General features: G+C 66.1%; 18 protein-coding genes. 11 read left to right on the top strand and 7 right to left on the bottom strand.

The genetic code is table 11. The annotated features are described in order from the left end of the window. The 3 genes from AC2FL1_RS21435 to pqqE all read left to right on the top strand — a co-directional run. A partial coding sequence (locus AC2FL1_RS21435; protein ID WP_496878257.1) for a thiaminase II/PqqC family protein occupies window positions 1-421 on the top strand: 421 nt, incomplete at its 5' end. Beyond that, the gene (gene pqqD, locus AC2FL1_RS21430; protein WP_496830474.1) at window positions 418-705 is read left to right on the top strand and encodes a pyrroloquinoline quinone biosynthesis peptide chaperone PqqD; all 288 of its coding nucleotides are present in this window, start codon (window positions 418-420) and stop codon (window positions 703-705) included. The genes AC2FL1_RS21435 and pqqD, both read left to right, overlap by 4 nt. 94 nt (window positions 706-799) lie before the next feature. Next, entirely contained in the window at window positions 800-1,894 is a 1,095-nt protein-coding gene (gene pqqE / locus AC2FL1_RS21425; protein ID WP_496878256.1) for a pyrroloquinoline quinone biosynthesis protein PqqE, read from the top strand. Here pqqE and AC2FL1_RS21420 read toward each other — a convergent pair. Next, window positions 1,891-2,784, bottom strand: a complete 894-nt coding sequence (locus AC2FL1_RS21420; RefSeq protein WP_496878255.1) for an alpha/beta fold hydrolase — start codon at window positions 2,782-2,784, stop codon at window positions 1,891-1,893. The two genes, pqqE and AC2FL1_RS21420, sit on opposite strands and share 4 nt — an antisense overlap. 229 nt (window positions 2,785-3,013) lie before the next feature. Here AC2FL1_RS21420 and AC2FL1_RS21415 point away from each other — a divergent pair, with 229 nt between their 5' ends. After that, window positions 3,014-4,522, top strand: coding sequence for a fumarate hydratase (locus tag AC2FL1_RS21415; RefSeq protein ID WP_496830479.1), 1,509 nt, complete (start codon window positions 3,014-3,016; stop codon window positions 4,520-4,522). A 35-nt stretch (window positions 4,523-4,557) separates the two neighbouring features. On the opposite strand, the gene AC2FL1_RS21410 is transcribed toward AC2FL1_RS21415, so the two are convergent. The 3 genes from AC2FL1_RS21410 to AC2FL1_RS21400 form a co-directional block, all read right to left on the bottom strand. Continuing rightward, window positions 4,558-5,742, bottom strand: coding sequence for an efflux RND transporter periplasmic adaptor subunit (locus tag AC2FL1_RS21410; protein WP_496830480.1), 1,185 nt, complete (start codon window positions 5,740-5,742; stop codon window positions 4,558-4,560). Window positions 5,743-5,804: 62 nt separating this feature from the next. Continuing rightward, window positions 5,805-8,168, bottom strand: a complete 2,364-nt coding sequence (locus AC2FL1_RS21405; protein ID WP_496878254.1) for an ABC transporter permease — start codon at window positions 8,166-8,168, stop codon at window positions 5,805-5,807. 7 nt (window positions 8,169-8,175) lie between these two features. Next, complete coding sequence (locus AC2FL1_RS21400) at window positions 8,176-8,913, bottom strand: ABC transporter ATP-binding protein (RefSeq protein ID WP_496878253.1); 738 nt, start codon at window positions 8,911-8,913, stop codon at window positions 8,176-8,178. Between the two features lie 368 nt (window positions 8,914-9,281). Between AC2FL1_RS21400 and AC2FL1_RS21395 the strand changes: the two genes are divergently transcribed. Further along, window positions 9,282-10,100 (top strand): class I SAM-dependent methyltransferase, encoded by an 819-nt coding sequence (locus tag AC2FL1_RS21395; protein WP_496878252.1) that lies wholly within the window; start codon window positions 9,282-9,284, stop codon window positions 10,098-10,100. A gap of 54 nt (window positions 10,101-10,154) precedes the next feature. On the opposite strand, the gene leuD is transcribed toward AC2FL1_RS21395, so the two are convergent. The 3 genes from leuD to AC2FL1_RS21380 are packed head-to-tail and all read right to left on the bottom strand — an operon-like array spanning window position 10,155 to window position 12,948. Then, a complete protein-coding gene (leuD, locus tag AC2FL1_RS21390; RefSeq protein WP_496878251.1) occupies window positions 10,155-10,766 on the bottom strand; it encodes a 3-isopropylmalate dehydratase small subunit in 612 nt (203 codons plus the stop codon). Then, entirely contained in the window at window positions 10,766-12,172 is a 1,407-nt protein-coding gene (leuC, locus tag AC2FL1_RS21385; protein ID WP_496878250.1) for a 3-isopropylmalate dehydratase large subunit, read from the bottom strand. Before leuC ends, leuD begins: the two co-directional genes overlap by 1 nt. Next, window positions 12,169-12,948, bottom strand: a complete 780-nt coding sequence (locus tag AC2FL1_RS21380; protein ID WP_496878249.1) for a GntR family transcriptional regulator — start codon at window positions 12,946-12,948, stop codon at window positions 12,169-12,171. The genes leuC and AC2FL1_RS21380 overlap by 4 nt, the downstream gene beginning before the upstream one ends. Window positions 12,949-13,080: 132 nt before the next feature. Between AC2FL1_RS21380 and AC2FL1_RS21375 the strand changes: the two genes are divergently transcribed. The 6 genes from AC2FL1_RS21375 to AC2FL1_RS21350 form a co-directional block, all read left to right on the top strand. Next, window positions 13,081-13,647: a tautomerase family protein gene (locus AC2FL1_RS21375; RefSeq protein WP_496878248.1), complete on the top strand. Its 567-nt coding sequence runs from the start codon at window positions 13,081-13,083 to the stop codon at window positions 13,645-13,647. Next, window positions 13,644-15,338 carry a hydantoinase B/oxoprolinase family protein gene (locus AC2FL1_RS21370; protein ID WP_496878247.1) on the top strand — a complete coding sequence of 565 codons (1,695 nt, stop codon included), beginning with the start codon at window positions 13,644-13,646 and terminating at the stop codon, window positions 15,336-15,338. The genes AC2FL1_RS21375 and AC2FL1_RS21370 overlap by 4 nt, the downstream gene beginning before the upstream one ends. After that, on the top strand, window positions 15,335-17,401 hold the full coding sequence (locus AC2FL1_RS21365; protein ID WP_496878246.1) for a hydantoinase/oxoprolinase family protein: 2,067 nt from the start codon (window positions 15,335-15,337) through the stop codon (window positions 17,399-17,401). The genes AC2FL1_RS21370 and AC2FL1_RS21365 overlap by 4 nt, the downstream gene beginning before the upstream one ends. Next, window positions 17,398-18,018 carry a cysteine hydrolase family protein gene (locus AC2FL1_RS21360; RefSeq protein WP_496878245.1) on the top strand — a complete coding sequence of 207 codons (621 nt, stop codon included), beginning with the start codon at window positions 17,398-17,400 and terminating at the stop codon, window positions 18,016-18,018. Before AC2FL1_RS21365 ends, AC2FL1_RS21360 begins: the two co-directional genes overlap by 4 nt. Next, window positions 18,015-18,878, top strand: coding sequence for an isocitrate lyase/PEP mutase family protein (locus AC2FL1_RS21355; protein ID WP_496878244.1), 864 nt, complete (start codon window positions 18,015-18,017; stop codon window positions 18,876-18,878). The genes AC2FL1_RS21360 and AC2FL1_RS21355 overlap by 4 nt, the downstream gene beginning before the upstream one ends. After that, window positions 18,862-19,585 (top strand): FAD-dependent oxidoreductase (locus AC2FL1_RS21350; protein WP_496878243.1); only part of this gene is annotated, 724 nt, incomplete at its 3' end. The genes AC2FL1_RS21355 and AC2FL1_RS21350, both read left to right, overlap by 17 nt.

Genomic DNA, 19,585 nt, shown 5'->3' with positions numbered 1-19,585 from the left:
CCCCGATTACGTGGCCTCGGGGCGCGGTATCCTGCCCGCCACCCGCTTCGCGGTCGAGGCCTATATCCACTATGTACGCGAACAGCCGCTGTTGCAGGCGGTGGCCTCGTCCCTGACAGAGCTGTTCGCGCCAAAAATCCACGAGAACCGCATCGAGGGGCTGCTCAGGCACTATGATTTCGCCGATGAGAGCAGCCTGAGCTATTTCCGCAAACGCCTGAGCGAGGCACCGCGCGACGTCGCTTATGGGCTGGGCTGGGTGCTGGACCATGCGGATACGCCCGAGAAGGCGGACTTGGCCTGCGCGGCGCTGATCTTCAAGACGGACGTGCTCTGGGCGCAGCTCGACGCGCTCTGGGGCGCCTATGTGGACGGCCATGTGCCCCCCGGCGCCTGGCGCCCTGGCGAGGGCATGGCATGACGCTGGCGCTGGCCCCCAACGACCGCCCCTATCTGCCGCGCGGCGTGCGGCTGGTGACGGACCGGGTGCGCGGCGGCGTTGTGTTGCTGGCGCCGGAAAAGGCGGTGGCGCTGGATGCGGTGGGCGAAGCGATCCTGTCACGAGTGGACGGCCAGACAAGCCTGGCGGCGCTGGTGGACCAACTGGCGGCCGCCTATGACGCGCCCCGGGCCGAGATCGAGCAGGACGTGCAGGCCTTTCTGCAAGGCCTGCGCGCCCGTCTTTTCCTGATGGTGGCACCATGACGGGGGGGCGTTTTCCGGCACGGAAAACGATCCGGAAAACCGTTGGTTTTCCGGGCCGGAATTCGTGCCGAATTCCGGCGGCGAGGCGCCCGAGATGACGGTTCCCGCCCCCATCGCCATGCTGGCCGAGCTGACCCATCGTTGCCCGCTGGCCTGCCCCTATTGCTCGAACCCGCTCGCGCTCCACGGCAAGGAGAACGAGCTGAACACTGAAACCTGGGCACGCGCCTTTGGTGAGGCTGCCGAACTGGGTGTATTGCAGCTACATCTCTCTGGCGGCGAACCCGCCTCGCGTCCCGACCTGGTCGATCTGACCCGCGCGGCCCATGAGGCAGGGCTCTATACCAACCTGATCACCAGTGGCATCGGGCTGACCCCCGCGCGGCTCGACGCGCTCGAGGCCGTGGGGCTTGACCATATCCAGCTGTCCCTGCAGGGCACCTCCGCCGAACTGGCCGATCGCCTCGGCGGCTACAAGGGGGGATTTGCCCGCAAGATGGCGGTGGCCGCCGAGATCAAGGCGCGCGGCATCCCGCTGACCCTGAACGCGGTGATGCATCGCCACAATCTCGATGATCTGGAGCGCACCATCGAGTTGGCCATCGAGCTGGGCGCGCGTCGGCTCGAAGTGGCCTGCGTGCAGTTCCACGGCTGGGCCACCCGCAACCGGGCCGCGCTGCTGCCCAGCCGCGCCCAGACCGAGGCTGCCAAGCGGATCGTGGCCGAGGCCGAGGCGCGGCTGCGCGGCACGCTCGCCTTCGATTTCGTGCCGCCCGACTATTACGCCGATTATCCAAAGGCCTGCATGGGCGGTTGGGGTTCGGCAGGTTTGAACATCGCGCCCGATGGCACTGTGCTGCCCTGTCATGCGGCCGAGACCATCCCGCATCTCGACTTTGACCGCTTCCCCGATAAAACCCTGCGCGAGATCTGGTATGACGGCGCCGCCTTCAACGCCTATCGCGGCACCGACCACTTGCCCGAGACCTGCCGCAGCTGCGAGCGGGTCGGGATCGACTTTGGCGGCTGCCGCTGCCAGGCGCTGGCGCTGGCCGGCGACGCGGCGGCGACCGATCCTGTCTGCTCCCGCTCACCCGATCACCACAAGGTCACCGCGCTGCTCGAGACCGCGCTGGCCGAGGGGGACGCGGCAGAGTTCACCTATCGCCGGATGCCGCGCAAAGGTTAGGCGCGCGCCATTGCCCGCGCATCCAGCACCGCTTGTGCCCAGTCTCGGGGCCGCTCCTGTGGCAGATTGTGGCCCGCACCCTCGAAAACCCGATAATCGAACGGGCCGGTGAACTGTGTCGCATGCCCTGCGGTTCCGACGTTCACCCCGTCGCGGTTGCCGTCGATTGCCACCGTCGGCACGCTGATCCTGGGCTGGGCCACCAGCTGCGTCTCGATATCGGCATAGGCCGGGTCGCCCGGCACCAGACCGAAGCGGTGGCGATAGGAATGGATCACCACCTCGACAAAATCGGGGTTGTCAAACGAGGCCGCCGTGCGCTCGAACTCTGCGGCATCAAACGCCCATGTGGGCGACCACATGCGCCACAGCGTTCGGGCCAGCGCACGCCGGTCCCGTTCCAGCCCGCGCCGTCCGCGCTCGGAATGAAAGTAGTATTGGTACCAAAAACTTGCCTCGACCTCGGGCGCCTCGGGCTCGCCCGAGCGGGGAATGTTCTGGATGTTGTAGGAATTGCCGCTCACCAGCGCCTCGACCCGGTCGGGCCAGAGCGCCGCGACAATGCACGAGGCACGCCCGCCCCAGTCATAGCCCCCCAGCACCGCGCGTCCGATCCCCAGCGCATCCATCAGCGCCATAAGATCGGCGGCCAGCGCGGCCTGCTCGCCCGAGCGGGGCGTGTCGGGCGAAAGGAACCTGGTCGGGCCATAGCCGCGCAGCCAAGGCAGGATCACCCGCGCGCCCGCCGCCGCCAGCAGCGGTGCGGCCTCGGTATAGGTCTGCACGTCATAGGGAAAGCCGTGGCTCAGGATAGAGGGCCAGCCATCGGCGGGTCCGGTCTCCAGATAGGTGACCTCGAGCACGCCTGCTGTCACGCTACGCTGCTGCATCTATCGGTTTCTCCCCTGTCTCTCTGTCTCGCAGGCTGCGCCAGCGCCCCGGAACAGACAAGCCCCGATTGGGGCGCGAGGCCGCACCGGGCATATCCCTATGGAAGCACCCCCCGGAATCGCGCTAAACCCCGCAGAAACCGGCCGCTTTGCACGGCCGCCCGCATAGATCAGGCAACCCGGCAACCCGCGCGCCCCGGCGCGGCCCGCCGCACCCAGGAGGACCGACATGGGCGTGATCCGCGAAAGCGACATGATCGAAAGCATCGCCGAGGCGCTGCAATATATCTCGTATTACCACCCGGCAGATTTCATCGGGGCCATGACCAGCGCCTGGGAGCGCGAGGAAAACCCCGGCGCCAAGGCCGCGATGGCGCAGATCCTGGTCAACTCGCGCATGTGCGCCATGGGCCGCCGCCCGATCTGTCAGGATACCGGCGCCGCCAATATCCACGTCAAGGTCGGGGTGCAGGCCAAGACCGATTTCAGCCGCTCGCTGCAAGAAATCTGCGACGAGGGGACCCGCCAGGGCTATCAGCGCGACACCAACCCGCTGCGCGCCAGCGTGGTGGTCGACCCGTTCGGCGCCCGCAAGAACTCGGGCGACAACACACCCTGCATGCTGACGGTCGAGATGGTCGCTGGCGACACGATCGAGGTCGAGGTCGCGGCCAAGGGCGGCGGATCCGAGAACAAGTCGAAATTCACCACGCTCAACCCCTCGGGCAATGTGGCCGACTGGGTGGTGCAGACGGTCGAGACGCTGGGCGCGGGCTGGTGCCCGCCGGGCGTGCTGGGCATCGGTGTGGGCGGCAATGCCGACAAGGCGATGGCGCTGGCCAAACAGGCGCTGAGCGAACCGCTCGACATGGCCGATCTGATCCGCCGTGGCCCCTCGGACAAGACCGAGGAACTGCGGTTGGAAATCTATGACCGCGTCAACGCGCTGGGGATCGGCGCACAGGGCCTGGGCGGCGTGACCACCGTGCTTGACGTCAAGATCAAGAGCTTCCCGACCCATGCGGCCTCGCTGCCCGTCGGCCTGATCCCCAACTGCGCCGCCACAAGGCATGTGCATTTCACCCTCGACGGTTCGGGGGCCGCGGAATTCACCCCGCCCTCGATGGACCTTTATCCCGACATCCTGCTGGATGCGGCGGGGGCGCAGGCGACGCGGCTCAACCTCGACGATCTGAACGACAGCGCGCTGGCGGCGCTGGAACCGGGACAGACGCTGCTGCTCTCGGGCACGCTTTATACCGGGCGTGACGCCGCGCATAAGCGGATGGTCGACATGCTCGACAAGGGCGAACCTCTGCCCGTCGATCTGAAGGGCAAGGCGATCTACTACGTCGGTCCCGTCGATGCGGTGGGCGACGAGGTGATCGGCCCGGCGGGCCCGACCACCTCGACCCGGATGGACAAGTTCACCGACCGTATCCTGGGCGATACCGGGCTCAAGGTGATGGTCGGCAAGGCCGAGCGCGGCCCGGTCGCCATCGAGGCCATTGCCAAGCACAAGGCGGCCTATCTGATTGCCGTGGGGGGCGCGGCCTATCTGGTCTCCAAGGCGATCAAGGCGGCCAAGCCGGTGGCATTCCAGGACCTAGGGATGGAAGCCATCTATGAGCTCAAGGTCGAGGACATGCCGGTGACCGTCGCGGTCGATACAAAGGGCAATTCGATCCACCAGAGCGGCCCGGCCAAGTGGCGCCGCGCCACTGCCGCAGGCAGCTGAGGCATAAGGCGCGCGGGGACCATCCCGCGCGCCACTCAATCCAGCTGGCGCTGCGCCAGTTTCATTCCGTCGACCAGCTCCGCCGACGGAAACAGCACAACCCGCGCGCCGGGCTTTAGCCCCGACAGGACCTCGGCCTCGCGCCCATTGTTGCGCCCGGCCTCGATCTCGCGCAGCACCGCGCGCCCCTCTTCGACCGCAAACACCGCCCAAGCGTCGCCGTGGCGGAAGATCGCCGCCGAGGGCACGATCAGCGCATCCGCGCGCTCCCAGACCACGATCCGCACCTCGACCCGATAGCCATGGCCCAGGTTCTCGCGCTCGTCACTGGGGGTCTCGAACTGGATGGTGACCTGTACGCGCTGTTCCTCAACCCCGAGAGCGGAGTGTTTGGTATAGCCATAGGGGTCGATCCGGATGACGGTGCCGGACAGATCGCGGGCACCGCCCCAATTGGTGATGATCACCGGGTCGCCGGTTTTCACCTGCACCGCGTCAGAGGAGAGCAATTCGGCCATAACCTCCAGATCGCCTTCGATATCGCCGATCTCGAGGATCGGCTCTCCCGCCGGCAGGGTTGTCTCGCTTTTCTGAATGACCTTGAGGATCGTGCCATCGATCGGCGCGCGCAGCGGGATGCTGTAGCCATCCGGGTTGCGTTCGGCCAAGGCCGCGCCCAGCGCCGCGTCGTCAAAACCGATCAGCTGTGCGCGCGCATTGGCCAGTTCCGCTTCGCGCATGGCGATGGCGGCACCCACCGTGTCCAGGTTGGCCCGCGCCACCCGCGCCTCCTGCTCAGCGCGTTGCAATGTGACCTGGCTGGTCACGCCGCGCTCGACCAACTTGCGGGCGCGTTCCAACTCACTCTCGGCAAAGTCCTTCTTGGCCTCGGCCGCGTTCAGATCGGCATGTGCCAGGCGCAGCGCAGCCTCGGCAGCGGTGACGGCGGCATGGGCCTGTTCGCGGGTGCGCACATCCAGCGCCGAGGGGTTGGCGGGCCGCATCTGCGCCACCACGGTCTTGCCACGCTCGACCACCTCGCCCGGCTCGACTGTGACGCGCTGCAATTCTCCGGACACGGGCGAAGAGACCACATAGGGTTCCTTGACGCGGGTGCGCCCCTCTTCGTCGATGGTGACCACCATGCGGCCCTGCCGGACTTCGGCCATATCCACTAGCATCGGGCGCGGCCAGAAGGCAAACACCAGGAACCCAGCCACGCCAAGCGCAGTTGCAAGGGTCAGAAGGCTTCGGGATCGTCTCTTTTGCCGGGCCACGTTCGTCACTCTCTGTTTTTCAGCGCCAGGATCAGGTCGGTCCTGTCGATATCACGTTTCACCAGCCAACCCGACAGCAGTGCCGCGATCAGCACCACGATCATCGCCTGGCCGAAACCTGCCAATCCGAAACTGGCCGGGATCTGATAGAGGTCGGTGCTGAACCCTGCCGAGATCGCAAGATTCAGCCAGTAGCCGCCAAGTGCCCCTAAGGGGAGTGCCAGCAGCACCACCACCGCCAGTTCTCCCAACAGGACAAAGGCGACCTCGCCGCGGGTAAAGCCCAGCACCCGCAACCCGGCCAGATCGCGCGCGCGCTCTGCCTGGGCCACCCGCGCGGCGTTGTAGATGACACCGAATGTAATCACCCCGGCGATCACCGCCATGACATAACGCATGGCACCGGCACCCTGGTCCATCATTTCGCGCAAGGCGGCGCGGCTCTCGGATTTCAGCGCCACCCCCGCCACCATGGGTCGGTCCTTGAGGGTGCGATAGATGGTGTCGCCCTGCATCGGATCGACCCGCAGAAAGGCCCCCGAGATGCGCAGCGGCTCTTTCAGAAGCCGGTTCAGCGCGCCGATCTCCATATAAGCGGGTGAGCCGATCAGGCTTTCCGAGACACCGCTGACCGGCACCTCGACGATGGGGCGTCGGCCCTCGCGCACGTCGAGGATTAGTCGGTCACCCGCCTGGATGTCCAACTCGCGGGCCAGCCCGGTGGACAGGATGATGCCGTCGCGGCGGATCGGGATATCGGCCATGGCAGCATCGACGGCACGGTAGAGGCGCGGCATCTCGGTCATACCGTTGACCGCGCCGCGATAGCTGTGGCGCCCGTTGCGCAACACCGCGCTGACAATCCGGATCGGCTCGACCTCGATGACGCCAGGAATGGAAGCAAGGTCATACCGGCTCTGCTCGGCGATGGGATGGGTGAAGGTCACGGTGACATCGCTGCGGTCTATGACGCCAAAGCTCGTCTCGACCATGGCGTCATAGGCGGCCAACAACGAGGCCATCGCCGCCCCCAGCGCGGTTGCCGCGCCCACTCCGGCGATCGCACCCCCCATGCGCAGCGGCTGGCGCGTCAATCGGCGAAACACCATGCGCGTGGGCTGATCCAGCACCCGGCCCAACCAGCCACCCAGCGGGCGGGCGCGGCTGTAGTCGGCGGGCGCGGCGGCGCGCATCGCCACCGCTGGCGTCAGCGCAAAGACCCTTCGCAGCACCAGCAGCCCGCCCGCCGAGGCCGCCAGCACACTGACGGCAAATCCGATGGCGAAACTGGATGGATCGAGCCGGAACAGCAGAAAGGGAAACTTGTAGTAGAGCATGTAGATATCAACCATCCACCGCCCTGCCAGTACGCCCAGCACCCCGCCTAGCACCGCGCCGCCAACTGCGATCACCAGCACCATCTTGAGGTAATGCGCCCCGACCTCCCAACTCGTATAGCCAAAGGCTTTCATCAGCCCGATCTCCTTGCGCTCGGCATCGACCAGGCGCGAGATCACGATGTAGAGAAGAAAGGCGGCCACCGCCATGAAGACCGGCGGTACCGTTTTCGAGGTGCGCTTGATGCCCGAAATCTCCTCGACCACGAATTTGTTCGAGGGCAGATCGTCGAGATGATAGGCGCCGGTGCCGCCATAACGATCAAGCAGCCGGTTCACCTCGGCCATCACCGCGTCGGGCTCGGTCCCACGTGACAGCGACAGCAGCGCCTCGTTATAGGCGCCATCCATGTCGAACGCCGCCTCCAGCGCGGTTCGGGTCATCCACAGCACGGCAAAGCGACGGTCATCGGGCACCAGTTCGCCGGGCGCGGTAGTATAGATGAACTCGGGCGAGACGGCGAGGCCCGAGATCGTGAAGTCGTGCCGCGCCCCGTTCATCGTGGCGCTGATAAGGTCACCAGGCCGCAGTCCATGCGCTTCGGCAAACCCTTGTAAAAGAAGAATTTCGTCGGGCCGGTCGCGCGACAAGCCGCGCCCGTCTGTGACCAGCACATCGTTCAGCCGGGGGGCGCCCTGAGCGGGCAGCGAGGCGACCTGTGCCCGCACCGGCACCGCCGCGCCAGGCAGGTCGACCAACGCGGCACCTGCAACCCGGGTTTCGACCGCCGCGACACCGTCGATCTTGCGCAACTCCGCCGCCGTATGGACAGGCGCGCGGGTGACCGGGGCGAAGATCTCGGCCAGCCGGTAGCGCTCGTAATAGGCCCGCCGGGTCTCGTCGAGACTGCGCACTAGGCCTGTTTGCATCACCTGAAGCAGCACACCCACCGCCACCACCAGGGCGATGGCGACGGCCTGCCCCTTGATCCGCCAAAGATCGCGGCCGAGTTTGCGGCTCAGCGCTGACATAGCCCCCCTACCATTCGATCTGCTCCGGGATCAGCTTGGTCTCGTTCACCTTGACCTCGATCACCTGCCCGTCGCCGAACCGGATCACCCGGTCGGCCATCGCCGCCTGCGAGGCCGCATGGGTGACCACCAGGACGGTGGCGCCCAGCCGCTCGTTCACCTCTTTCAGAACCTTTAGCACCGCCCGGCCCGTGGTACTGTCCAGCGCGCCGGTGGGTTCATCGCAGAACAGCACCTCGGGCTGTTTGGCCACCGCGCGGGCAATCGCGACCCGCTGCTGTTCGCCGCCCGAGAGCTGGGCGGGAAAATGGTCGGCCCGCTCGGCCAGCCCCACCAGCGCCAGCGCGGTATCGGCGTCCATCGGGTTGCGGGCGATCTCGGTCACCAGTTCGACATTCTCGCGCGCGGTCAGGCTGGGCATCAGGTTGTAGAACTGAAAGACAAAGCCCACGTGGTCACGCCGATATCGCGTCAGCTCGCTGTCCGACATTGTGGTCAGCTCACTATCTCGAAACAATGCTGTACCTTCGCTGGCGCGGTCGAGCCCGCCTATGATGTTGAGGAGTGTCGATTTTCCGCTACCCGACGCCCCGAGCAAGACCACGAACTCTCCCGCCGGAATATCCAGATCGACACCACGCAGGGCATGCACGGCGGTATCTCCGTGGCCGTAAATCTTCTTGAGATTTCGAATGGTAAACGTGTTCTCGGTCAAGACCGCACCTTTCGGCATTTCCCGGGCCATTCCCCCGTGTAGCGACACTCGTGCGCCCGCGTCCAATCTAGGGCGGCATTGGGCGGTTCAGCAAGGTGTGCGGACAGGTGTCGGCATAAATGGCGGCGATACACCGCACGCCAAGGCCTGTTCCAAGTCACCTGATGCTCCCGGCCAGCCAAGGACGCCATTTTGACCGCTTTTGCACGGCGTATTCAGCAGGCGAGCCGGTTCCGACATGATGACCTCAAGGCATTTGCCGCCTGTGCGCCATCTGGCCGCAAGCCAGGCCGGTACCAGAGTTTCCCGTTCCAAGCTTCCCCCTCTCGCAACTTCCGTCGCAAAAATCGCCTTCTCGTGTTAAGTTTTCGGAAAGCGGTTTAGGAGCTGGGTGTAAAGTGACGTCATACGAGGGTTTCGCCGAACTGGAAACGAAAGGCTGGTCTGACGATGCCATCGCATCAGGCTATGTCACGATGTTCTCGGCCGCGAGCGACATGGTCATTCCTTCCATCCTGTCCGGCATTGGCTCCTCCGGCCGGGTTCTCGACCTCTGCTGTGGGCAAGGCAATGTCACCCAAGCCCTTGCCAACGCCGGGCACTCTGTGACCGGGGCGGATTTTTCCGCAAAGATGCTCGCCCACGCACATGAGCGATTTCCGAGCGGAGACTTTGTCGAGGCCGACGCCCAGGATTTGCCGTTCGAGGGCGGCAGTTTTGATACTGTCGTTTGCAGTTTTGGTTTGATGCATATTCCGGATCAACCCAAAGCACTTCTGGAAATTCGCCGCGTTCTGAAACCCGAGGGCCAGTTTCTAATGACGTCCTGGTGTGGTCCGGATGTCTCACCCGTTTTCCAGGTATTCTACAGCAGCGTGCAAGAGCACGGTCATCCTTCTGTCAAGATGCCGGACAGCCCGAATTTCCATCAGTTTGCCAACGCGGAAATGGCAGAGTCGATCTTGTCGGACGCAGGGTTCGACGTGGAAACGCAGCAACAGGTCGACTGTTACTGGATACTCGACACTCCAGGAACGCTCGCTGAAATTTTCCAGAATGGTGCGCCACGTGGCGGCTATTTGCTGTCACAGCAACCCGCTGCGAATAATGCGGCGATCAAGGCGGCAGTCGCCGAAAAAGTTCGCGCTCGCTTCGGCAACGGCGACAAATGGCGCGCACCAATGCCGGCGTCATTTATCGTTGCCCGCGCCCGCTAAGCCAGACGATGCCGCGGCGCTGGTCGGGTCCTGTTCAAATGTCGGCACCGAGTGTCAGGGCGACTCGTCCGAGGGGAAACGCCCCGGTTCAGACCAGAGGCGAGCACGATAGGCCGCGATTTCGGCGGCGTGTTGACGGGTGAGGTCGATATCGTCCCATCCGTTCAGCAGCTTGGTTCGCCACACATCATCCAACTGGAACGGAACCGACACCCCCCGGATACGCAGCAATCGCGAGGCCAGATCGGCGACACCGCTCCCCACGCCCGAGGACAGGGCCTTGGTCAACAGGTCCGCATCCGCCTCTGTCACGCAGGCAGGAAGCAGGCCATTATTGACCGCATTTCCTGCGAAGATGTCGCCGAAACTGGGCGCCACAACGACGCGTATCCCGGCATCCACAAGCGCATAAACCGCCGCCTCACGCGAGGACCCGCTGCCGAAGTTGCGTCCTGTGACAAGGATGCACGCGTCCGGATGGGCATTGAGCGGAAACTCCGGGTCCATCTCGCCTTCGGAAGTGCGCCGCACATCGTGCAGCAGGAACCGGCCATAGCCTTCGGCGCGCGGTGTCGACATGAACCGCGCCGGGATCAGCTGATCGGTGTCGATATTGGCCATTGGCAGCAGCACCGCCTTGCCCCGCTGTTCGCTCCACCCCGCCATCAGACTGGCCTCCCCTGCAACATTGGCCGTACATCGCATAGCGTGCCAGTGACTGCTGCGGCCGCCACCATGGCCGGTGACATCAGATGCGTGCGTGCGCCCTTGCCCTGACGGCCGCGAAAGTTGCGGTTGGTGGAAGAGGCGCATCGCTTGCCCGCCGCGACAAGATCACCGTTCATGCCCACACACATAGAACAGCCCGACGCGACCCAATCCAGCCCCGCCTCGGTGAAGACACGGTCCAGCCCCTCCTCTTCGGCCTGCGCCTTGACTCGGGCGGACCCGGGCGAGACCAGCCCCGGCACGCGCGCCTTGCGCCCGGCCAGAACCGCGGCGGCGGCGCGCAGATCCTCGATCCGGCCATTGGTGCAGGAGCCGATGAACACCTGATCCACCGGCGTGCCCGCCAGCGGGCGGCCCGGCACCAGCCCCATGTAATCAAGGGCCGCGCGGGCGGCCTGCGCCTTGGCGGGCGGCAATGTGTCGGGGATGGGTACGGACGCATCAATGGGCAGGGCCTGTTCGGGGCTGGTGCCCCAGGTCACGATGGGCGCGATTTCCGCGGCCGACAGGGCGACATCACGGTAGAACATCGCATCGGCGTCGCTGGCCAGGGCCTGCCAGTTGTCTAGCGCCTTGTGCCAGTCCCCGCCCCGGGGCGCCTGCGGCCTGTTGCGCAGATAGGCAAAACTCACCTCGTCCGGGGCCACCATCCCCATGCGCCCGCCCCCTTCGATGGTCAGGTTGCACAGGGTCATCCGTCCCTCCATCGACAGGCTACGGATTGCGCTGCCCGCATATTCCACCGCATGGCCCTGTGCCCCGTCGGCGCCGAGCCGCGCGATCCAGTTGAGCGCGATATCCTTGGCCGACACACCCACGGGCAAAGCGCCGTCAACGGTGATCCGCATCGCCTGCGGCTTGCGCTGCCAGATGGTCTGGGTCGCCAGCACATGGGCCACCTCGGTCGCGCCGATGCCGAAGGCCAGCGCGCCAAAGGCTCCGTGCGTCGAGGTATGGCTGTCGCCGCAGGTGATCAGCAGGCCGGGCAGCGTTAATCCCTGTTCAGGCCCGACCACATGCACGATCCCCTGATCGGGATCATCGAGGTCAAAGAGCCGGATGCCATGCCTAGCGGCATTGCCGCGCAGGGTCTCGATCATGCGGGCGATTGCCGGATCGGCGATCGGCCCCGCCCGGCGCGTGGGCGCATAGTGATCCACCACCGCAAATGTCAGGCCGGGTTCGGCCACCGGCAGGCCCCGCTCGGCCAGCCGCGCAAAGGCATGGTGCGATCCCTCGTGCACAAGGTGCCGGTCGACCCAAAGGAGCGAACTGCCATCCTCGCGGCGCAGCACCTCATGTGTCGACCAGAGCCTGTCCAGCAAGGTCAGCGGCGCGCTCATCGGGGCGTATCCTTCAATGGGGTGATGGCCGGTTCCCAATGGCGGCCCTCGCCATGATCAACCCGCGCCAGGCTCATGTCGAGGCGGAACATGTCGGGCCGGTAAAGCCCGGTCAGAAACTCGACCCCGCGCCCCTCGGCGTCGCGCACTACCCGGTCCAGCGACAGCAAAGCCGCGCCTTCGGGCAAGCCCAGCGCCAAGGCCACCTCGGGGCCCGCAAGGGTGGCCGAAACCGACTGCCGCGCATCGGCGATCTGCACGCCGTTGCGTTCCAGCAGCACATGCAGCGGCTCGCACGAGAGGTCCTCGTCCGAGATACCCGCCGCGATGCGCGACGGCACATAGGTGGTCAGATGCGAAAAGGCCGTTCCCCCGATGCTGCGGGTTCGCTGTGCGATCTGCACCGCTTCGCCCGGCGCCAGGCCCAGCGCGCGCGCCACATGCTCGGGGGCCTGATCCATGCGGCTCGACAACAGCCGCACCTCGGTGCTGCGCCCGATTTCCACCAGTTGCGGCAACAGGGTCGAGAAATCCATCGTCACCGGCTGTGGCGCAGCGGGGCGCGACCGCACCCGGGTGCCGCTGCCCGCGCGCCGCGACAGGAACCCGTTTTCCGTCAGCGCATCCAGCGCCCGGCGCACGGTCACGCGAGAGACGCCGTAATCCTCGGCCAGCTGTTCCTCGCCCGGCAGTTTCCGGCTCGGCTCCAGCCGCCCGGCGGAAATCTGTTCCAGCAAGGACAGGTAGACGCGGCGCGATTTGGCGCCTGCGGGCATCTGCGCCCCGCCCCCTATCTGCATCCCCGGCTCTGTCATTTTCGACCCGTTCGAAAGGAAAGAATTGCCTCTGACTATATCCCGGTTAAATGTATTATCAATGATACAGCTTTCATCCGGGGGAGGGATGTGATGCCGGTGGTCGAACTGCACCTGATCAAAGGGTATGGCGAAGAGGACAAGCGCCGCCTGGGCCATGCTCTGACGGATGCGGTGCGCTTCGTGCTGCCGGCGCCGCTGGACGGGGTCACGGTGATGATCCACGAAATGGCGCCCGATGCTTATTTCCGCGGCCGCGACACGAAAACCCCCGCCCCCGCCCTGCCCGACCCGGCCGAGGTGGTGCGCGTCTATCTGGCCGCGATGGAGGCGCGCGATCTGGACGCTGCCCGCGCGATGCAGGGCGACGGGTTCACCATGTATTTCCCCGGCACCGGCCCGATGACCGACCTTGCTGAGCTGATCGACTGGGCGCGTCCCCGCTACAGCTTTGTGACCAAGACCTATGATGGGTTCGACGCCATGCCCGGTGCGGGCGATACTTCGGTCGTCTACTGCCGTGGCACGCTGTCGGGCGAATGGCTCGATGGCACCGCCTTTTCCGGCATCCGCTTCATCGACCGGTTCGAACTGGTAGCGGGCAGGATCACCCGGCAGGACGTGTGGAACGACATGGGCGAAATGCGGGGGCGGGCATGAGCGAGATCGACCCGATCACCCTGTCGGTTCTAGCCGGGCGCATGGAACAGATCGCCGACGAGATGGACGCGACCCTGTTCCGCGCCGCCTTCAACCCGATCATCGCCGAGGCGCATGATGCCAGCCACGGGCTTTACCATGCCGAAACCGGCGACACGCTGGTACAGGGCAAATCGGGCCTGCCGATCTTTGTCGGTGTCATGTCCTTTGCCGTAAAGGCGGTGATCGAGAAGGTCGCCGCGGATGGCGATCTGGCAGATGGCGATATCTTCATCTTCAACGACGCCCATATCGGCGGCACGCATCTGAGCGACATGCGACTTGTGCGCCCGTATTTCCGGGAGGGGAAACTGTTCTGCTGGCTGGCCTCGGTCGGGCATTGGCACGATGTGGGCGGCGCTGTGCCGGGCAATTACAACCCGGCAGCCACCGAAGTGTTTCAGGAGGCGTTTGTGCTGCCGCCCGTGCGTCTGGCGCGCGCGGGTGTGGTCAACCCGGACATCATCGACATCCTGCTGCGCAACACCCGCCTGCCGCAATCGGCGCAGGGTGATCTGAACGGCCAGCTGGGCGCGCTGGATCTGGGCGTGCGTCGGATGGATGAACTCCTGGACGAATATGGCGCAGGCACGGTCGATGCGGCGCTCGACGCGCTGGGCATCCGGGCCGAGCGGCTGATGCGTTCGGAGCTGGCAACCATTCCGGACGGGCGTTGGGAGGCCGAGGATTTTCTCGACAACGACGGGATCGACGACACACCGCTGCCGATCCGGGTGGCGCTGGAGATCAGGGGCGACCGGATGCATCTCGATTTCACCGGTTCGGCCCCGAAATGCGCGGGCCCGGTCAATATCGCGCTGCCCACCACGATCGCCACGGTCTATGTAGCCATCAAGCACATCTTCCCGCTGCTGCCCGCCAACGCGGGCGTGATGCGGCCCATCGAGGTCACGGTTCCCGAGGGCTCGATCCTGTCGGCGGAATTTCCCGCGCCCACCGGCGGCTATACCGAGACCATCCTGCGGATGATCGACGTCGTGTTCTGTGCCTTTGCGCAAGCGGTGCCGGACCGGGTGGTGGCCAATGCCTATGGCACGATCAACGCGCTTTCCATCGCCGGGCGGCGCAGCAATGGCAAGCCCTGGGTGATGTTCAGCTTTTACGGCGGCGGTCATGGCGGATCACCCGAGGGCGACGGGCTGAACCATGGCAACGCGCCGATTTCCACCGCGACAATCCCGCCGCTGGAAATCCTCGAAGCCGCGTATCCAGTGATGTTCCGGCAATGGGCGCTGAGGCGCGACAGCGCAGGCGCGGGGCGGCATCGCGGCGGCTTGGGCGCGGTCTATGAAATCGAGGTGCTCGAGGAAAACGGCGCCGAGGGCTTCCTGTTCGGCGAGCGCGGGCGCTTTGCGCCCAAGGGCGTGGCCGGTGGCGAGGAAGGGGCGCTGAACGTGTTCTCTTACCAGCAGGGCGCCGACTGGCCACACCCGCCGCTGGTTTCCAAGATGCGCGGCATCCGCCTGAAACAGGGCGAGGCGGTGCGGCTGGAAACGCCCGGCGGCGGCGGCTATGGCCCGCCCGCCGAACGTGACCCGGCCGCCGTGGCGCTGGACGTGGCGCGCGATTATCTGAGCGCGGCCGAGGCCGACCGCCTCTATGGTCCAACCTGGCGTGAGGGCATGCGATGAGCGGCAAGATGATCGGCGTCGATGTCGGCGGCACTTTCACGGATATCTTTGTGCTGGATGAAAGCGACGGCACCGCCCGCGTCGGCAAGGTGCCGACCTCGCGCCCCGACCAGTCCACGGGCTTCCTTCAGGGCATCACCGAGGCGGTCGCCGATATCGGCAGTGTGGGCGTGGTGGTGCATGGCACCACGGCGGGCACCAATGCGCTCTTGGAGCGCAAGGGCGCGCGGACGGGCGTGATCTGCACCCAAGGCCTGCGCGACGTGCTGGAAATGCGCCGCCGCGACCGGCCCCGAACCTGGGGCCTGCGCGGCGATTTCGAGCCGGTGGTGGACCGGCGCGACCGGCTGGAGGTGCCGGAACGGACACTTGCCGATGGCACCATCCGCACACCGGTCGACCTGGAGGCAGTGCGCAATGCTGCGCGGCAATTGCAGGATCAGGGCTGTATCGCTGTCGCTATCCTCTTTGCCAACGCCTATGCCAACCCCGCCAACGAGGCCGCCGCCGTGGCCGCCCTGCGCGAGATCTGGCCCAACGAACATGTCTCGGCCTCCTCGGAAATCCTGCCCGAGATCCGCGAATACGAACGGTTCTCGACCACCGCGCTCAACGCCTATCTGCAACCCGAGGTCTCGGGCTATCTGGGCCGGCTGGGGGCCGCGCTCGACACGGGCGGGTTTGGCGGCGAGTTCATGATCGTTCAGTCCAATGGCGGGGTCATGGACGTCGACACCGCCTGCCGCTTTCCGATCCGCACGGCGCTGTCGGGCCCTGCGGCGGGGGTGATCGCGGCGGGCTATATCGCCCGCTCGGCCGGGTTCGACAATGTGATCACCGGTGACATGGGTGGCACCAGTTTCGATGTCTCGCTGATCGCCGAGGGGCGCTCGATGCTGGCGCCGCAGACCTCGATCGACTTTGGCATGGTGGTGCGGACCCCGATGATCGAGATCACCACCATCGGCGCGGGCGGCGGCTCTATCGCCTGGGTGGACAAAGGGGGCCTGTTGAACATCGGCCCGGAAAGCGCGGGGTCGGACCCGGGGCCAGTGGCCTATGGGCTGGGCAACGACCGCCCCACCGTCACTGACGCCAATGTGGTGCTGGGCCGGATCGACCCCGAGAACCCAATCGGCGGCAAGCTTGCGCGGCTGGATGTCGAGGCGGCGGCACGCGCCATCGACATCCATGTCGGCCAACCGCTGGGCCTCGACACGCTGGCGGCAGCCGAGGCGATCCTGCGGGTGGCCAACTCGCGCATGGCGGGCGCCCTGCGGCTGGTCAGCATCGAGCGCGGTTTCGACCCCAAGAAATTCGCATTCATGCCCTTTGGCGGCGGCGGCGCGCTGCATGCCGGCGCGATGCTGGCCGAGGTCGGGATCGCGCGCGCCATCGTGCCGCGCTATCCGGGAGTGACCTCGGCGCTCGGTTGTGTGATCGCCGACATGCGACAGGATTTCGTGCAGACCCTCAACGCGATGCTCGACGGGCTGGATACCGATATGCTGGGCACGGTGATGCAGGATCACCATGACCGTGGCATGGCAATGCTAAAGGCCGCCGGCACCCGGTTCGAAGCGCGCGAGGCGACATTCGCGCTCGACATGGCCTATATCGGCCAGACCCATACCGTTTCTGTGCCGATCCCCGTGCAGGTGAGTGCGGGCAAGGTGCACCCGCCGACGCAAGCCCAGATCGCCGCTGCCTTTGACAGCGTCTATCGTGACACTTTCGGGCGGCTTCTGCCCGGCGGGGTGCGGCGCATCCTGAACCTGCGCAGCGCTGTGACCGGCAAACGGCCCAAGTTCGATCTGGCCACGCTGGCCCCCACGGTGACCGACCCGGCACGGCCGAAGTCCAGCCGCAAGGTGCATTTCGGCACCGATTGGCATGAAACCGCGATCTACGACCGGCTGTCGCTGCCGGTCGGAACCGTGATCGCCGGCCCCGCGATCCTGGAACAGCCGGACACCACCGTGCTGATCGAACCGGGCCTTGTGGGGCGGGTCGACCCTCTGGGCAATGTCATCATCGAAACCGGACCGGAGGCAGGCGCATGAGTGACCCGAAAACCTGGACCCTGGCGCAGACCGCGCTGCTGACCATCGACCTGCAAAACGACTTTCTACATCCCGAGGGCGCATATGGCCGGGCCGGACAGGGAGCCGCCGCCATCGCCGCGCTGCCCGACCGCATCGCTCCGCTGGTCGCGGCGCTGCGGGCGAAGGGCGGGCTTTACATCTCGGCCCAGTTCACGCTGGTGCCCGGCCCTGGGGGCGAGCCGTTGATCTCACCGCATCTCAAGGCGTTGCGCCCCTTTCTGACGCGCGGCGATTTCGCGCCCGGCACTTTCGGGCACCAATTGGTCGATAAGCTGCATCCTGCCGATTTCACCGTCGAGAAAGTGGCCTATTCCGCCTTTTACCAAACCCGGCTGGAATACATCCTTCGCGCAATGAATATCCGCCAGCTGATCGTCGGCGGCATCGTCACCAATGGCGGCGTCGCCTCGACCCTGCGCGATGCACATCTGCGCGATATCGACACCGTGATGCTGAGCGATGGCTGCGCCGCCTTCAGGGACGAGGTGCATGACGCCACCCTGCTTTCGCTGGGCACCGTCACGCATCAGATGACCTGCGCCGAGGCGCTGGGCTGGCTGGAGGGAGCGCCATGACACTCAAGGCAAGGCTGGCCGGGGATGGCATCGTACTGGCGCCCGGCATCTATGACGGGCTGACCGCGCTGATCGCCGAACAGGCGGGGTTCGAGGCGCTGTATCTGAGCGGCGCGGCGGTGGCCTATACCCGGCTTGGGCGGCCCGACATCGGCCTGACCTCGGTCACCGAAATGGCCGAGACCATGACGCTTATCGCCGACCGCACCCGACTGCCGGTGATCATCGACGCCGACACCGGGTTTGGCAACGCACTGAACGCCCAGCGCACCATGCGGCTCTATGAACGGGCAGGCGCGGCAGCCTTGCAGGTCGAGGACCAGACCTATCCCAAGCGCTGCGGCCACCTGAAGGACAAGGCACTGATCCCTGCCGCCGAGATGGCGGGCAAGATCGCCGCCATGGCCGACGCCCGCCGCTCGGACCGGACGCTGATCATCGCCCGCACCGATGCGATTGCGGTCGAAGGCTTCGACGCGGCGCTGGAGCGGGCAGAGACCTATCTTGCCGCCGGGGCTGACATGTTGTTCGTCGAGGCGCCACAGACCGAGGCAGAGCTCGCCGGTATCGCGGACAGGTTCACCGGTCGCGTGCCCCTGCTGGCGAATATGGTCGAAGGAGGGGCGACGCCGATCCGCTCGGCCGAGGCATTGCAGGCGCTGGGCTTCCGCATCGTGATCTTTCCCGGCGGCATCGTGCGGGCGCTCGCCCATACCGCGCGCGACTATTACACCAGCCTGCGCGCACATGGCAGCACAGCGCCTTTCAGGGACCGGATGTATGACTTTGCCGGTCTGAACGAGGTGATCGGAACCGGCGAAATGCTGGACCGCGGCAAACGCTATGACCCCGGACAGTGACCCGCATATCGCGCCGCCGCCCGCGCGCTTCGACATCGCTTCCCAGACGCTGATCATCGGCGCCGGGGCCTGTGGGCTGGTGGCCGCGCTTGCGGCGCGCGAAGCGGGGCAAGAGGTGCTGGTGGTCGAGGCCGATGCCCTGCCGCGCGGCTCGACCGCGCTATCGGCGGGCCTGATCCCGGCGCCCGGCACCACCATGCAGCGCGCGGCGGGGATCAAAGACAATGCCGCGCTGTTTGCGCAGGATATCCAGTCCAAGGCCAAGGGGCAGAACGACCCCGATCTGGTCGATACCTTGGCCGCAGGGGCCGCGCCGGTCATCGATTGGCTGGCCGAGCGCCATGGGTTGCCGTTTTCGGTTGTCACCGATTTCGACTATCCCGGCCACAGCCGCCGCCGGATGCACGGCCTGCCCGGCCGCTCGGGCGAAGAGCTGATCGACGCGCTGCGCCAGGCCTGCGAGGCGCAGGGGATCGACATCGTCTGTTCCCGTCGGGCGCGCATCCTGCATATGGAAGACGGCCGGGTGCGCGGTGTCACGGTCTTTGGCCCCGATGGCACCGGCGAAAGTATCTCCTGCGACCGGCTGATCCTGGCCTGCAACGGGTTTGGTGGCAATCGACAACTGGTCACCGACCACATGCCCGAGATCCGCGAGGCGCTCTGGTTCGGGCATGATGGCAACCGGGGCGAGGCGGTGCTGTGGG

Source organism: Ruegeria sp. YKSF070, from assembly GCF_059612725.1.
This window is presented reverse-complemented; position numbering and strand designations above follow the sequence as displayed.

What these genes read in the sequence shown, in the direction of transcription:
- pqqD (WP_496830474.1), top strand. Translation starts at nt 418, where the DNA reads ATGACGCTGGCGCTGGCCCCCAACGACCGCCCCTATCTGCCGCGCGGC.
- pqqE (WP_496878256.1), top strand. Translation starts at nt 800, where the DNA reads ATGACGGTTCCCGCCCCCATCGCCATGCTGGCCGAGCTGACCCATCGT.
- AC2FL1_RS21420 (WP_496878255.1), bottom strand. Translation starts at nt 2,784, where the DNA reads ATGCAGCAGCGTAGCGTGACAGCAGGCGTGCTCGAGGTCACCTATCTG.
- AC2FL1_RS21415 (WP_496830479.1), top strand. Translation starts at nt 3,014, where the DNA reads ATGGGCGTGATCCGCGAAAGCGACATGATCGAAAGCATCGCCGAGGCG.
- AC2FL1_RS21405 (WP_496878254.1), bottom strand. Translation starts at nt 8,168, where the DNA reads ATGTCAGCGCTGAGCCGCAAACTCGGCCGCGATCTTTGGCGGATCAAG.
- AC2FL1_RS21400 (WP_496878253.1), bottom strand. Translation starts at nt 8,913, where the DNA reads ATGGCCCGGGAAATGCCGAAAGGTGCGGTCTTGACCGAGAACACGTTT.
- leuD (WP_496878251.1), bottom strand. Translation starts at nt 10,766, where the DNA reads ATGGCGGGGTGGAGCGAACAGCGGGGCAAGGCGGTGCTGCTGCCAATG.
- leuC (WP_496878250.1), bottom strand. Translation starts at nt 12,172, where the DNA reads ATGAGCGCGCCGCTGACCTTGCTGGACAGGCTCTGGTCGACACATGAG.
- AC2FL1_RS21380 (WP_496878249.1), bottom strand. Translation starts at nt 12,948, where the DNA reads ATGCCCGCAGGCGCCAAATCGCGCCGCGTCTACCTGTCCTTGCTGGAA.
- AC2FL1_RS21375 (WP_496878248.1), top strand. Translation starts at nt 13,081, where the DNA reads ATGCCGGTGGTCGAACTGCACCTGATCAAAGGGTATGGCGAAGAGGAC.
- AC2FL1_RS21370 (WP_496878247.1), top strand. Translation starts at nt 13,644, where the DNA reads ATGAGCGAGATCGACCCGATCACCCTGTCGGTTCTAGCCGGGCGCATG.
- AC2FL1_RS21365 (WP_496878246.1), top strand. Translation starts at nt 15,335, where the DNA reads ATGAGCGGCAAGATGATCGGCGTCGATGTCGGCGGCACTTTCACGGAT.
- AC2FL1_RS21360 (WP_496878245.1), top strand. Translation starts at nt 17,398, where the DNA reads ATGAGTGACCCGAAAACCTGGACCCTGGCGCAGACCGCGCTGCTGACC.
- AC2FL1_RS21355 (WP_496878244.1), top strand. Translation starts at nt 18,015, where the DNA reads ATGACACTCAAGGCAAGGCTGGCCGGGGATGGCATCGTACTGGCGCCC.